Source organism: Streptomyces sp. SLBN-118 (genome assembly GCF_006715635.1).
Classification (GTDB): Bacteria; Actinomycetota; Actinomycetes; order Streptomycetales; family Streptomycetaceae; genus Streptomyces.
On sequence record NZ_VFNP01000001.1, the window covers coordinates 267,983 to 281,215 of the forward strand.

Consider the following 13,233-nt stretch of genomic DNA (forward strand, 5'->3'; position numbering starts at 1 on the left):
CTCACCCCGGGATCAGACCCTCGTCGGACAGCAGTTCCCGCACCTTTGCGAGGCTGGTGCCCGCATCGGGCAGCACCAGGTCGGACGGCGTGATCTGCTCGTCCGGCAGCGGCGTGCCCAGGCTGCGTACCGCGTCCAGCAGGGCCGACAGGGCGGTGGTGAACGCCGCCTCCTCGCCCGCGTCGGCGGCCGACTGCAGGGCGGAGTCCAGCTCGTTGAGCCGGTCCAGGTACTCGTCGGTGATCTCGTACTGGCCCTCGCCGAGAATCCGCATGATCATGATGTCGCCTCCTGGTCCGACAGGCTCTTCGGGGCATCAGGACCCTCCACCGCCGCCGGGGCGGAAGCGGACGGCAGCTGTGCCTTCATCCGGGCCAACTCCGCTTCGACGTCACTGCCCGCGGTCACGCGCTCAAGCTCGGCCTGTATGTCATCCCGCCCAGCGGGCAGCGTGGCGTCCTCCAACGCCCCTGAGGCGAGCAGCTCGTCCAGCGCACCGGCGCGGGCCTGCATCTGCTCGGTCTTGTCCTGGGCGCGCTGCATGGCCAGGCCCACATCGCCCAGCTCTTCACCAATGCCAGTGACGGCCTCGGTGATCCGGGTCTGGGCCTCGGCCGCGGTGTAGGTGGCCTTGATCGTCTCCTTGCGGGTACGGAACGAGTCCACCTTCGCCTGCAGACGTTGGGCAGCCAGGGTCAGCTTCTCCTCCTGCTCCCTCAGAGACGCCTGCTGACCCTGCAGATCGGTGATCTGCGAGGCCACCGCCGTCCGGCGGGTCAGCGCCTCACGGGCCAGATCCTCCCGACCGGCCGCGAGCGCCTGCTGGGCCTGGTCCTGCAGCTTGCCCGTGGACTGCTGCAACTGGTTCACCTGCAGCTCGACGCGCTTACGGCTGGTCGCCACATCGGCCACGCCACGTCGTACCTTCTGCAGCATCCCCAACTGCTGCTCGTAGGAGTAGTCCAGGACTTCGCGCGGGTCCTCGGCCCGGTCCAGCGCCTTGTTGGCCTTGATCCGGAACAGGGCGGCGATACGGTGAGTGATGCTGGTCATGACAACGCCTTCCTCTCGGCTTCTGGGCGATGCGGGAGAGACCGGCCGGGCCGTTTGCGGGCACCTGCGCAGCGGCGTCTGCCGCCGCAGGTCACAGCCCCGACCATGGCTCTTCCATTGTCCGGGCACGCCCCCGTCCCGGCAGCTCCACCCGCCCCAGGCCGTAGCGTGCCTCGGGCGGTCACGGCCTCCTCCCGGCTGCAGCCGGGCCCTGAGCAGCGCGGGTGTCGCGGCGAGTGCGGCGACGGCATGGACGAGAGCTGCGGCGATGTAGCCGGCACCCCACAAGAGCCCCGCAGTCGGGCCAGTGGCGGGCAGCGGGGTTCGTCGGGGGTGATCAGGCGAGCCAGGTCGTAGACCACGGCCGCGAGGATCAGTGCCCCGCTCAGGATGGCCACCACGGCAGCCATGACGCTCTCGCCCGGTACCGCGCGGACCGGCCGACCTACGGCCGACCGGATGCGTGCCGGTCGTGCTTACGCAGCCGGTCCGTCGGGTCACTGTCCTGGCCGGATCCGCGGTGGCCGCCGTGCATGCCGCGCATCATGAAGAACATCATCAGCGGACAGACCATGACGACGCCCAGCAGGACCAGGGTGCCGACGGGCACTCCGAGCGCCAGTGCGCTGACCACGACGATGGCGAGCGCGATGGCGTACAGGCCGTAGTTGCGCTGGCTGGTGCTCATAGTGGGCCTCCTCAAGGGCCGCATGGTGTGCCCAGGCCGCACGTGCGCAGCCTCGACATCAGGGATGGGTACCGGGGCCGGCACCGCGCAGCACGCTCAGATGGCGCCGGTATTCCTCCTCGTCGATCTCGCCACGGGCGAACCGCTCGGCGAGCAGCTGCTCTGGCGCAGGCCCAGTGGGGGTACGGGTGTGCTCGTGCGGGCGTTCCAGGGCGCGGAAGAGCAGCACGGCAACGGTGATGATCAGCGCCCAGAACAGGATCATGCCGGCCGACATCGCGAACCAGCCCCACCCGCTGACGTCGTGGTCGAACCAGAACATCATCGCGTGTCACTCCCCATGTCAAGCCGGACAAGCGGCCCCGACGGTCGTCGTCGGGGTGGTTTCCCTTGCTGTCAGCCTCTCTGTTCCAGCGCCGATGTGAGCAGGGTCTGAAGGTCCCCACCTGCTGGGCCGGTCAGCCCCTGCTTGGTGTCGACCACGGCGTTCATGTCGGCGAAGACCAGCGGAGGCGTCCATGGCACGGGGACGGGCCGCAGGACGACGGCGAGCCTGATCAGGACCAGTTCCCGCATGATGAACGCCCCATAGGCACTGCGGCTGACAGCCGGACCGATCCGGCGCAGCGACCGGTCGAGGTGCCGCTGCGCCAGGCCCAGCAGCCACACCGCTCCGAACACCTGGCAGCGTGCTGCGCCCCCGGTTGGTGGACACTCCCGAGTCCCGATCAGGGCCGGTCGCAGTGCGGCCCGGCCCAGGCTCGGCGACTCTGGAGGCAGAGGCATGCATCGGGAGGAGCGCCCATGCACTGGGAGACGATCCATAAGGACACCGCGCCCGGTGTCACCCCGAATCTCGCCGACTACGAACTGGCTCGTTCCGATTTCACCTGGTCGCAGGCACGTACTGCGCTGGCCGGGCTGCCGGGCGGGGGGCTGAACATTGCACACGAGGCGGTCGACCGGCACGCGGATTCTGCATCAGGGGACAAGGTCGCGCTGCAGTGCGTCGCCCGCGACAACGCCGTCTCAACTGTCACCTACACCGAGTTGGCCCGCCGTACGGCCCGCTTCGCGAACGCCTTGCGGTCGCTCGGCGTCGGCCATGGAGACCGGGTCTTCACCCTGCTCGGCCGCTGTCCTGAGCTCTACACGGCAGTGTTGGGCACGCTGAAGAACACCAGCGTGCTGTGCCCGCTCTTCTCGGCGTTCGGCCCTGACCCGGTGGAGCAGCGGCTGCGTCTGGGTGACGCCCGGGTTTTGGTCACCACCGCGGCCCTGTACCAGCGCAAGGTGGCCGAGCGCCGAGCTTCGCTGCCCGGGCTCGAGCAGGTGCTCATCGTCGGGCCGGGTGCCGAGGAGCTGACTGGCACGGTCTCCTTCGACGAGCTCATGTCCTCCGTCTCCGACTCCTTCATCATCCCGCCGACCTCACCGGAAGACATGGCTCTGCTGCACTTCACGAGCGGAACCACCGGAACACCCAAAGGTGCGATCCATGTCCACGAAGCGGTCGTCGCCCATCAGGCCACGGCTGCCTCCGCGCTCGATCTGCACCCCGAGGACGTGTATTGGTGCACTGCGGACCCCGGTTGGGTCACCGGCATGTCGTACGGCATCGTCGCCCCGCTCGCCCACGGTGTGACAGTCGTCGTCGACGAGGGCGACTATGACGCCCGGCGCTGGTACCGGATCCTCGGTGAACAGCAGGTCAGCGTCTGGTACACGGCACCCACGGCCCTGCGGATGCTCATGCGCGCCACACCCCGCCAAGGCCCGTACGACCTGCCGCGCTCGTACGACCTGTCGGCCCTGCGGTTCATCGCCTCCGTCGGTGAGCCGCTCAACCCCGAGGCCGTGGTGTGGGGCCAGGAGGTGCTGGGCCTGCCGGTCCACGACAACTGGTGGCAGACCGAGACCGGCTGCATCATGATCTCGAACTTCGCGGCATGCGACATCCGGCCCGGCTCGATGGGGCGACCGCTGCCCGGTGTCGAGGCGGCCGTGCTCAAGCGCGGCGAGGACGGCCGGGCGCTGATCACCGACGGCAAGGTCACGCAGGTGGAGAACCCGGACGTCGAGGGCGAGTTGGCGCTGAGGCCGGGCTGGCCGTCCATGTTCCGCGGCTATCTGCACGACAAGGAGCGTTACCAGGCCGCGTTCGCCGACGGCTGGTACCTGACCGGTGACTTGGCCAGGCGGGATGCGGAGGGCTGGTACTGGTTCGTGGGACGTGCCGACGACGTCATCAAGTCGGCAGGCCACCTGATCGGCCCGTTCGAGGTGGAGAGCGCGCTCATGGAACACCCGGCGGTCGCCGAAGCCGGAGTAATCGGACGGCCGGACCCCATCGCCGGAAACATCGTCAAAGCATTCGTGTCGCTGCGCCCCGGCATCGAGCCAAGCTCGGATCTCGAACGCGAACTGCTGGCCTTCGCCCGCCGCAGGCTGGGCCCCGCCGTCGCACCCCGGGAGATCGCATTCGACCAGAACCTGCCCAAGACCCGCAGCGGCAAGGTCATGCGCCGAGTGCTGCGCGCCCGCGAACTCGGCCTGCCCACCGGCGACCTGTCCACCCTGGAGGGATCGGCATGAGCCCCGCACGCGGCACCCGCACCCGAAAGCCTTCGGCGACCTCGACGCCTGCGAAGAAGGCCCCGACGAGCAAGCAGAGCACGACGTCAGAACTTCCCGACGACCGGCCGGGCATCGGGCACAAGGTGAATCTGCTGGAGGCCATGACGCGCATCCGGCGCTTCGAGGAGCGATGCGTAGAGTTGTACAGCGCCGCCAAGATCCGCGGCTTCGTCCACCTCTACATCGGAGAGGAGGCCGTCGCCGTCGGCGTCAGCGAGGCGCTGACCCCCGAGGACGCGGTTGTCTCCACCTACCGCGAGCACGGCCACGCGCTGGCCCGCGGAATCCCGGCCGAAGCCGTCATGGCCGAGATGTACGGCAGGACGACCGGCTGCAGCGGTGGCCGGGGCGGATCGATGCATCTGTTCGACGCAAGCCGCCGCTTCTACGGCGGCAACGCGATCGTCGCCGGCGGGCTCCCCCTGGCCGCCGGCCTCGCTCTCGCCGACCGCATGCGCGCACGGCCCCGCGTCACGTGCTGCTTCTTCGGTGACGGGGCCTTCGCCGAGGGCGAGTTCCACGAGACGGCGAACCTCGCAGCCCTGTGGGGTCTGCCGCTGCTGCTCGTCTGCGAGAACAACCTCTATGCCATGGGCACAGCCATCGAGCGGCACGAGGCACAGACAGACCTGGCCATGCGTGCCGCATCGTACGGCATGGTCGCCTGGGCCGTGGACGGCATGGACGTCGAAGCCGTCGAGCAGGCCGCCCGCCGGGCTGCCGAGAGCATCCGGGCCGGAGCCGGACCTCACTTCCTGGAGCTGCGCACCTACCGCTTCCGCGCCCACTCCATGTACGACCCGGACCGCTACCGGGACAAGGAGGAGGTCGAACAGTGGAAGAACCGGGACCCGATCACCCGCCTCGTGGACCGCATGCGCGAGAACGATGAGCTGGGCGACAAGGAACTCGCCCGGATCGAGCAGCAGGTCACCGACGAGATCGACCGCGCCGTCGAAACGGCCGAACAGGCGCCCGAGGAACCGGCCGAAAACCTGCTCCGCCATGTCACCAGTGCTCCGGTGGAGGTGAACTGACCATGGGCGCCACCGGGCAGCCGCAGGAGCCGAAGACCACCTACCGGGAGGCGATGCGTGAGGCCCTGCGTGAGGCCCTGCGCTCCGACGATCGCGTCTTCCTCATGGGCGAGGATGTGGGCCGGTACGGCGGATGTTTCGGCGTCAGCCTCGGCCTGCTGGAGGAGTTCGGGCCGGAACGGGTTCGCGACACCCCGCTGTCGGAATCCGCGTTCGTGGGCGCGGGCATCGGCGCGGCCTTGGCCGGGATGCGGCCCATCGTCGAGATCATGACCGTGAACTTCAGCCTGCTCGCCCTCGACCAGATCCTCAATAACGCCGCCACGCTGTTGCACATGTCGGGCGGCCAGCTGCCCGTGCCGCTGGTGATCCGCATGACGACGGGCGCAGGGCGGCAGCTCGCCGCACAGCATTCGCACAGTCTGGAGGGCTGGTACGCGCACATTCCCGGCATCCGCGTCCTCGCACCGGCCACCATCGAGGACGCGCGCCATATGCTGGCCCCGGCGCTGGCTGACCGCGACCCCGTACTGATCTTCGAGCACGGAAGCCTCTACAACGCCTCGGGCGAACTCCCTCCTCCCACCGCCCCCGTGGATCTGGAACACGCCGCGATCCGCCGCCCCGGCACCGACATCTCCCTGATCACGTACGGCGGTTCGCTGCCCAAAGCCCTCGCGGCGGCGGACGAGCTTGCCGCCGAAGGCATCAGCGCCGACGTGATCGACCTGCGCACGCTCCGTCCCCTCGACGATGCGGCCATCACCGGTTCGGTAGCCCGTACGCACCGAGTCGTGGTCATCGATGAGGCATGGCGCACCGGAAGCCTCGCCGCTGAGGTGTCCGCCCGCATCGCCGAGGAGTCGTTCTACGACCTGGACGCACCTGTGGAGCGAGTGTGCAGCGCGGAAGTCCCCATTCCATATGCCCGGCGGCTTGAGGAGGCGGCCCTGCCGCAGACCGCCGACATCGTCGCGGCGGCGCACCGGGTGGTGGAGTGACCATGGCCGAGTTCACCATGCCGTCCCTGGGCGCCGACATGGAGGAGGGCACGCTCCAGGAATGGCTGGTACAGCCCGGTGACCAGGTCCATAAAGGCGATGCCGTCGCGGTCGTCGAAACCGCGAAGTCGACGATCGAGGTGGAGTGCTTCGAGACCGGGATGGTGGGGCAGCTGCTCGTCGAGCCGGGCACGACGGTGCCGGTCGGCGCGGCGCTCGCGGTGATCGAGCCGACCGCAGAAGGACCCGAGAAACGCGAGAAGCATCGAAAGGCCGAGAAGGCCGAGAAGGCCGAGGGGAAACGACCGGTCCCCTCGACGCCGACCCTCGCGACGCCCACCACCCCACCCGAACGCGCCGGGGTTCCGGCGCCGTCCGCTGCCCACGAACGCGGGCACACCGAAGCGGGCCCCTTGCTCCGGCATGCCGCGGAGCGCAGCGGCATCGACCTGGATACCCTCCACGGATCCGGGCGCGGAGGGCGTGTCACCCGAACCGACGTCGAGCGGGCCACGGCTGCCGCGATTGCTGCTCAGCCGTTGCGCGTACGGGCCACCCCCCTCGCCCGGCGGCTCGCCGCCGAACTGGACGTCGACCTGGCCGCGGTGACCGGGACCGGCAAGGACTCCGCCGTCCGTGCCGCGGACGTGCGCAAGGCAGCCCCCGGCCCGGCGACCGCGGCCCCGCCCTCGCCCGATGTCGCCGCCCCTGCGCATCCTTCCGAAGACCGGGCGACGGCCATGCGTCAGGCGATTGCAGGCCTCATGAGCCGCGCCAACCGCGACATCCCGCACTACTACCTGTCCACGACCGTCGACATGGCCGCCGCCATGGACTGGCTGCACGAGCACAACCGGCGCAGCCGGGTCGCCGAGCGACTGCTTCCCACAGCCCTGCTACTCAAGGCCGCGGCCCGCGCAGCTCGCGAGGTCCCCGAGCTCAACGGCTTCTGGACCGACGACCACTTCACCGCCGGCGACGGCGTACACCTCGGCGTGGCCGTGTCCCTGCGCGGCGGCGGGCTCATCGCCCCCGCCCTCCACGACGCTGACAGCCTCGAACTCCCGCAGTTGATGACCGCCTTGAAGGACCTGGTTGTCCGCGCCCGCACGGGCCGGCTGCGTGGATCGGAGGTATCCGACTCGACGATCACGGTCACCAATCTCGGCGATCAGGGCGTGGAGTCTGTCTTCGGCGTGATCTACCCGCCGCAGGTGTCCCTGGTCGGCTTCGGGCGGGTGGGCGACCGGCCGTGTGCTGTCGACGGCCTGCTGGGTGTACGGCCCGTCGTCACAGCCACCCTTTCGGCGGACCACCGAGCGACGGACGGCGCCGTGGGGGCCCGCTACCTGACGACGGTCGACCGCCTCTTGCAGAACCCGGAGCAGCTGTGAACCGAACCGAAGCACTGGACGTGGTCAAGGAGTCAATCGCCCGCGTCATCCCGGATGCCGACTTCGGCGCCTTGGGGCCGGACGACGCGTTCCGCGACGTCCTCGAGATGGACTCGCTGGACTTCCTGAGCTTCGTCGAGACCCTCGGCGAACGCACCGGCATACGCATCGACGACGAGGACACGGTGTTCTTCACCACACTGTCCGGCAGCGCCGGCTTCCTCGTCGACCGTACAGAGAACGGAGACGTGCGATGACTGAGAACGTTGCCCCGAACGAGCACGAAAGGCTGCGCACCCTGGAGTCCCAGGTGCAGATCCTGGCACAGGCCGTCAGAGCACTGGCCGAAGGACTGGAGGACATCCCCTCAGAGGACACTGAGATGGAGAAGCGGGCAGCCCGCGGCGCGCGGCTGGCGCACGAACTCCTCCTCTCCCAAGGGCTTTAGGGAGGGGTGGGCACCCTTCCGATACAGACGTATCGTTTCGCTCGGGGAGTGATCGGTCAGCGCCAGAGTGCTGGTTCTACCCACTTGCATGTCGCATCCGGGTACGCGGCTCGGAACGGCACCTCCCGCCCGCACGATCTGGCCGGCCGGCGGCCGAGCGCAGCATGAACTGACGTACTGAGTCCGCATGTTGCCCCTCGTGACGCGGGAGCCGCTTTCATTCTGCGATGCGAACGGCGAGAGCCGGGCGGATGGCGGCGGCGCGGCGAGCCGGCCCGATCGTGGCCAGGAGGGACGCGGCGAACGTCGCTGCCGCGAGCACGCTGATGCTGGCCCATTCGATGGGGAATCCTCCCTCGAGGCCCGCGAACGCGGAACTGTTGCGATACATCAGCCACGTGGTGAGCACCCCGAGCAGCGAGCCCAGAACGATGCCCTCCACGGCGATGAAAGCGCTCTCCCACAGGAAGGACCGCTGGACTGTCCGGGCCCTGAAGCCGAGCGCCCGCAGGATTCCGATGGTGCGACGCCGTTCCCTGACGGCCCGGACCATGACCACCCCGAGGCCGGTGACGCCCACAAGAAGTCCCAGAGCGAGAAAGCCCTGCATGAGGCGGAAGAAGGTGGTGCTGGAGTCGAACTGGCGGCGCACATCGGAGGCGATCGGCGTGGCGACCAGGCTGGACGACAACTGCTCGCCCTGCAACTGGGTCGCCAGAGTGTCGGGGGACACCCCGGGCCGGGTTCTGACGAGTACGGAGGCGTTCTGGGCCTCCGTGCCGAAGAGGTCGCGCATGCCGGTCTCACCGATCACGACGGGATACACCGTCGAACTGGCGCCGGTACCCGGGTAGAAGACCATGCCGTTCTTAAGGACTCCGGCGATGGTCTTCTGTTCGGTCCTGCCGGTGCGCGGATCGGTCAGGGCGAGCTTGTCACCGGCGTCGTAGTAGTCGCCGCTGGGGCCGCCGGTGCTGCCGAAGAACGCGTCGATCACGACGTACTGCGGACGAGCGGCGAGCGCGCGCCAGACCGCAGCGTCGTCGCGCAGGCCGGGCATCCGGTCACCGAAGGCGATGCCTGTGATCGCGCCGTCGGGCACCCCGACGACCGCGGTGTCCAGGGGCGAGCTGGTGCGATGCCCGGGGTCGGTGGCCTGGCCGGTGGCATTCAGCAGCGGCGTGACGGCGGAGATCTGGCCGGCAGACGGGCCGCTACGCAGGTCCGTCAGAAGACGATCACGTGCGACCTGGGCATTGAAGTCCAGCCGTAGGGAGTATCCGGCGGTGGCGTCGGAGACGACAGTGTTCACGCTCGCGTTGAGGATGCCCGAGATCTCGGTCAGCAGAACGAGGACGAGAACGATCAGCGTGTACATCACCAGCGTCGCTCCGGTGCGGAACCGCTTGGCCAGGGGGTAGGCGACCGCGAGCCGCGCGGCCAGGCCGGACTCCGAGGGGCGTTCCAGCAGCGGGCGCAGCGGGCGCACCAGCGCCTTCTGGTTCTCGCTGACCAGCACCACCGCGGAGAACGCGGCCAGGCTGCCCTGGATGACGTAGACGGCCATGGAGGGCGTGTCGAAGATACGGGGGCGGACGACGGGCGCCACGAGGGTCCAGGCGAGTACGGCGCCCGCCGCCAGTGTGATGGCGGTGCGTCCGGGCATGACGCGCAGCATGGCCGGGGTGGCGAAGGCGATGGCGAGCGCCGGCATGAGGTAGGTCTGTTCAGCTTGGCTGCGTGCCAGGGCGGGTACGGCGGCGAGTGCGCAAAGGAGCGCCAGTGTGCTGGAGATGACCAGCAGCCTGCGGCGCGGCTTGCGTCCGGTCCCCGGAGGGAGATCCCGGATGGCGGCGATGATGTTGAAGCGGCTGATCCGCACCGTCGTCACGAGAATCGCCACGAACGCAATGAGCAGACCCATGGCCGCCCCGTTGAGGATGCTGGTGGGGGTGACGGCGAAGACGATCTGCAGGCTGCTCCCGCCGACCGACCAGCCCTGGAAGATCTCCGCGGCCACCACGGCGACTCCCCAGCCGACGGCGACACCGATGGCGACGCCCGGCAGAGCTGACAGCAGCGCGTAGGCAGCCCCTTCGAGGGTGAAGGACCCGACCAGGCGCGAGCGCTTCATGCCGACTGCCCGCAGCATGCCGAGTTGGGATTTCCGCTCTTCGCCCAGCATGACGAAGATGTTCACCAGCAGCAGGGCTCCCGCGATGATGCTGAAGCTGCCGATCATGAGGAACAGCGCGCCGAGGGTGTCCCCGGTGACCTTGGCCTCCCGCAGCACGGTGTGTTTCGGCGTTTCCACTGCGGCCTGCTCGGCGACCAGACCCAGGGTCCGTTGGATGTCCGCAGTCACCTCTTCGGTCAGCGCGTCGCCTCCCTCGACGCCGCCGCGGTTGGACACGAAGGTGACCGAGCGGGGTTCCGCTCCGGCGGCACGGGCAGCGGAGTCAAGGGTGCCCGGAGGCAGGAATGCGTCGCGGTTGAGCCTGCCGCCCAGCCCCACACCGGCCAGCCCCTGCTCCGGCACAACGCGGTCGACACGGAACGTCTGCGGTGTCCCGAACAGGTAGAAAGTGACCCGCTGCCCAACACCCACCCTCAGTGACCGAGCCAGCGGCTCGTTGACGACGACGTGGCCCGGTTTCGGGTTCGCGCCGCCCAGCCCCGGGTCGCCACCCGCGCGGCCGAAGCGGGACGCCTCGGCGAAGTCCATCTGCCACGCCAGCGCCCGCGGTTCGGCGATCGGCTGGCCGCCAGGGTGGCTGACCGCTGCCGCCTGTGTGGCCTGGGCGCTCAGCACTCCATCGATGTCGGGATTTCCGGAGAGTGCGCCCAGCCGTTGGGCGATGCCCCGCCCGGCCGGACCGGCGGGTGCGATGACGCGCTCGTCGACCGGCCCGAGAGTCCGGTACGCCTCCTGGCGTACCGAAAAGTTCAAGGTGTCGCCGACGACCAACGCGCCGACGATGATGGCCGTCCCGAGCACCGAACCGCTGATCACGAGCGCCGCCTCCGTCCTGCGGCGGGCGAGCTGGCGGAAGGCCAGACGGCGGGAGACCGGCTGCCGGACGGCGACCAGCACGAGGGCTGAGAGCGCGATCGCAAGGGCGATGAGCAGCGGAGCCAACAGGTTGGGGTACATGGGGTCAGCCGGTGGGGATCTTGGGCATCGTGCCGGGAGGGGGGACGTGCTGACGGATGTCGTCGACAAGTCGTCCGTCACGCATGCGGATCAGCCGGGGGACGCGGTCCCCGATGGCGCTGTCGTGGGTGACCAGGACGATCGTCTGCCCTTCGTCCTGGTTCAGCTCGCACAGCAGGTCCATGACCTGGATGGCCATCGCGCTGTCGAGATTGCCGGTGGGTTCGTCCGCCCACACGATGGCCGGGCGGCCGGCCAGTGCGCGTGCGATGGTCACCCGCTGCTGTTCTCCGCCCGACATCTCGCTCGGCCGGTGATGGACCCGGCGGCCGAGGCCGACCCGGTCAAGCATGGCCAGCGCCCGGCGCCGGGCCTCCCGTGGCCGGGTCCCGACGAGCAGGAGCGGGAGTTCGACGTTCTCCACCGCGGAGAAGACCGGAATCAGGTTGAACGCCTGGAAGACAAACCCCATCGTGCGGGCCCGGTGCTCGGTGCGCGCGGCGTCCGACATGGCGAACAGGTCGTGGCCGTCGACCTCCACCCGCCCGCCGTCAATGTCGTCCAGGCCGGACAGGCAGTTCAGCAGGGTGGTCTTCCCGGACCCTGACGGGCCCATGACGCCGACCAGCTCGCCGGGGTTCACGACGAGGTCCAGGTCAAGCAGGGCGGTCACCGCCACGGAGCCCGTCCGGTAGATCTTCTGCACTCCGGAGGCGATGAGAAGTGGCCGGTGGTCGTCCATGTATCCCAGCGAAGCCGACATGCGCGTGATCACGTATGTGCCACATGGGCCCGAGCCCCGGGCCGAAAGGCCCCATTGCGCAGCGGAGGGCACGCCGGTGCCACACGAGGTCCGGCCCTCGACATGTCCGACCGCTCGGACACAGCGACATCGTGCCCGGAGTACAAGGTCACGGCAGTACGCGTGTCCAGGCCGTGACCAGGGCCAATGGCGAGGAGGGGCCGTCCGGCCCCCCTTCTTGCCCCTTGCAGCCCTGTGATCCGTCGTCCGTTCGCCGGACTCTGGACGCGTCGTCCCGCGCAGGTAACTCGCCGGCGCCCTCTCCGCTGAAGGAGGACTGGGCGATGAAGCACGACAACGTCGAATCCACGATGACGAGTGAAGTCGTCAAGGCCGCCTACGACACCCCCTTCGAGGAGATCGCCCGGCTGCTGTCGCAGCACCGGATCAGCGGCCTTCCCGTTGTCGACGACGACGAGAAGGTCATCGGAGTGATCTCCGCGACCGATCTCATGGTCCACCGGTCCGGAAAGGAAGACACTCCTGGCCGCTTCAACTGGTCCTCACTCACCTCCAGGGCACGCGTCCGGGAGTCCAAGGCACAGGCTCGCAACGCCGGGCAGCTGATGACCCACCCGGCCGTCACCGTCCACGCCCACCAGTCCATCGCCCATGCCGCCCGCATCATGGCCGAACACCGCATCGAACGACTTCCGGTCGTGGACGAGGAGGACCGTCTCGTCGGCATCGTCACGCGACGCGACCTGCTTCGGATCTTCCTGCGGCCCGACGCCGAAATCCGCCGTGAGGTGATCGACGAGGTTCTGGTGCACGCGCTCTGGCTCCCGCCCGAGACTGTCCGTGTTGACGTGCATGACGGCGTCGTGACCCTGACAGGACAGCTGCCACGGCGCGGGGACGTACCCGTCGCGCTGCGGATGACCCGCCAGATCGACGGTGTGATCGCGGTCGTCGACGAGCTGACCTTCAGCGTCACCGACGCGCGCAATGGGCTGTCCGAGGACGAGTTCTACGGCGACAGCGGCCGGAGGCGCACACTGTAAAGAGAAGTGATCACG

Annotated in this window: 14 protein-coding genes; 7 read left to right on the top strand and 7 right to left on the bottom strand. The window is 69.1% G+C overall.

The window, feature by feature from the left end:
- Position 1: 1 nt before the first annotated feature.
- The 5 genes from FBY35_RS01360 to FBY35_RS01385 all read right to left on the bottom strand — a co-directional run bounded on the left by FBY35_RS01360 (position 2) and on the right by FBY35_RS01385 (position 2,422).
- Complete coding sequence (locus tag FBY35_RS01360) at positions 2 to 280, bottom strand: PspA-associated protein PspAA (RefSeq protein ID WP_142212014.1); 279 nt, start codon at positions 278 to 280, stop codon at positions 2 to 4.
- Complete coding sequence (locus FBY35_RS01365) at positions 277 to 1,053, bottom strand: PspA/IM30 family protein (protein ID WP_142212015.1); 777 nt, start codon at positions 1,051 to 1,053, stop codon at positions 277 to 279. Before FBY35_RS01365 ends, FBY35_RS01360 begins: the two co-directional genes overlap by 4 nt.
- A 445-nt stretch (positions 1,054 to 1,498) precedes the next feature.
- A complete protein-coding gene (locus FBY35_RS01375; protein WP_142212017.1) occupies positions 1,499 to 1,741 on the bottom strand; it encodes a DUF2933 domain-containing protein in 243 nt (80 codons plus the stop codon).
- Between the two features lie 58 nt (positions 1,742 to 1,799).
- A complete protein-coding gene (locus tag FBY35_RS01380) occupies positions 1,800 to 2,066 on the bottom strand; it encodes an SHOCT domain-containing protein (RefSeq protein ID WP_186356842.1) in 267 nt (88 codons plus the stop codon).
- A gap of 71 nt (positions 2,067 to 2,137) precedes the next feature.
- Positions 2,138 to 2,422, bottom strand: a complete 285-nt coding sequence (locus tag FBY35_RS01385; protein ID WP_142212018.1) for a hypothetical protein — start codon at positions 2,420 to 2,422, stop codon at positions 2,138 to 2,140.
- Positions 2,423 to 2,545: 123 nt separating this feature from the next.
- Here FBY35_RS01385 and acsA point away from each other — a divergent pair, with 123 nt between their 5' ends.
- From acsA to FBY35_RS01415, 6 genes are read left to right on the top strand one after another with little or no spacing between them, the layout of a single operon-like run.
- Positions 2,546 to 4,336 (top strand): acetate--CoA ligase, encoded by a 1,791-nt coding sequence (gene acsA / locus FBY35_RS01390; RefSeq protein ID WP_142212019.1) that lies wholly within the window; start codon positions 2,546 to 2,548, stop codon positions 4,334 to 4,336.
- The gene (gene pdhA, locus FBY35_RS01395; protein ID WP_142212020.1) at positions 4,333 to 5,415 is read left to right on the top strand and encodes a pyruvate dehydrogenase (acetyl-transferring) E1 component subunit alpha; all 1,083 of its coding nucleotides are present in this window, start codon (positions 4,333 to 4,335) and stop codon (positions 5,413 to 5,415) included. The genes acsA and pdhA overlap by 4 nt, the downstream gene beginning before the upstream one ends.
- Positions 5,416 to 5,417: 2 nt before the next feature.
- On the top strand, positions 5,418 to 6,416 hold the full coding sequence (locus FBY35_RS01400; RefSeq protein WP_142212021.1) for an alpha-ketoacid dehydrogenase subunit beta: 999 nt from the start codon (positions 5,418 to 5,420) through the stop codon (positions 6,414 to 6,416).
- 2 nt (positions 6,417 to 6,418) lie between these two features.
- Complete coding sequence (locus FBY35_RS01405; protein WP_142212022.1) at positions 6,419 to 7,810, top strand: 2-oxo acid dehydrogenase subunit E2; 1,392 nt, start codon at positions 6,419 to 6,421, stop codon at positions 7,808 to 7,810.
- Entirely contained in the window at positions 7,807 to 8,067 is a 261-nt protein-coding gene (locus FBY35_RS01410; RefSeq protein ID WP_142212023.1) for an acyl carrier protein, read from the top strand. The genes FBY35_RS01405 and FBY35_RS01410 overlap by 4 nt, the downstream gene beginning before the upstream one ends.
- On the top strand, positions 8,064 to 8,258 hold the full coding sequence (locus tag FBY35_RS01415) for a hypothetical protein (protein WP_142212024.1): 195 nt from the start codon (positions 8,064 to 8,066) through the stop codon (positions 8,256 to 8,258). The genes FBY35_RS01410 and FBY35_RS01415 overlap by 4 nt, the downstream gene beginning before the upstream one ends.
- A 217-nt stretch (positions 8,259 to 8,475) precedes the next feature.
- Here FBY35_RS01415 and FBY35_RS01420 read toward each other — a convergent pair whose 3' ends face one another.
- On the bottom strand, positions 8,476 to 11,412 hold the full coding sequence (locus FBY35_RS01420) for an ABC transporter permease (protein WP_142212025.1): 2,937 nt from the start codon (positions 11,410 to 11,412) through the stop codon (positions 8,476 to 8,478).
- A gap of 4 nt (positions 11,413 to 11,416) precedes the next feature.
- Complete coding sequence (locus FBY35_RS01425; protein WP_260848461.1) at positions 11,417 to 12,175, bottom strand: ABC transporter ATP-binding protein; 759 nt, start codon at positions 12,173 to 12,175, stop codon at positions 11,417 to 11,419.
- 323 nt (positions 12,176 to 12,498) lie between these two features.
- Here FBY35_RS01425 and FBY35_RS01430 point away from each other — a divergent pair, with 323 nt between their 5' ends.
- Positions 12,499 to 13,218 carry a CBS domain-containing protein gene (locus tag FBY35_RS01430; protein WP_142212026.1) on the top strand — a complete coding sequence of 240 codons (720 nt, stop codon included), beginning with the start codon at positions 12,499 to 12,501 and terminating at the stop codon, positions 13,216 to 13,218.
- Positions 13,219 to 13,233 lie beyond the last annotated feature (15 nt).

Bases quoted from the DNA above. Each gene is read 5' to 3' on its own strand.
- FBY35_RS01360 (WP_142212014.1), bottom strand. From the start codon at position 280: ATGATCATGCGGATTCTCGGCGAGGGCCAGTACGAGATCACCGACGAG.
- FBY35_RS01365 (WP_142212015.1), bottom strand. From the start codon at position 1,053: ATGACCAGCATCACTCACCGTATCGCCGCCCTGTTCCGGATCAAGGCC.
- FBY35_RS01375 (WP_142212017.1), bottom strand. From the start codon at position 1,741: ATGAGCACCAGCCAGCGCAACTACGGCCTGTACGCCATCGCGCTCGCC.
- FBY35_RS01380 (WP_186356842.1), bottom strand. From the start codon at position 2,066: ATGATGTTCTGGTTCGACCACGACGTCAGCGGGTGGGGCTGGTTCGCG.
- acsA (WP_142212019.1), top strand. From the start codon at position 2,546: ATGCACTGGGAGACGATCCATAAGGACACCGCGCCCGGTGTCACCCCG.
- pdhA (WP_142212020.1), top strand. From the start codon at position 4,333: ATGAGCCCCGCACGCGGCACCCGCACCCGAAAGCCTTCGGCGACCTCG.
- FBY35_RS01400 (WP_142212021.1), top strand. From the start codon at position 5,418: ATGGGCGCCACCGGGCAGCCGCAGGAGCCGAAGACCACCTACCGGGAG.
- FBY35_RS01405 (WP_142212022.1), top strand. From the start codon at position 6,419: ATGGCCGAGTTCACCATGCCGTCCCTGGGCGCCGACATGGAGGAGGGC.
- FBY35_RS01415 (WP_142212024.1), top strand. From the start codon at position 8,064: ATGACTGAGAACGTTGCCCCGAACGAGCACGAAAGGCTGCGCACCCTG.
- FBY35_RS01420 (WP_142212025.1), bottom strand. From the start codon at position 11,412: ATGTACCCCAACCTGTTGGCTCCGCTGCTCATCGCCCTTGCGATCGCG.
- FBY35_RS01425 (WP_260848461.1), bottom strand. From the start codon at position 12,175: ATGTCGGCTTCGCTGGGATACATGGACGACCACCGGCCACTTCTCATC.
- FBY35_RS01430 (WP_142212026.1), top strand. From the start codon at position 12,499: ATGAAGCACGACAACGTCGAATCCACGATGACGAGTGAAGTCGTCAAG.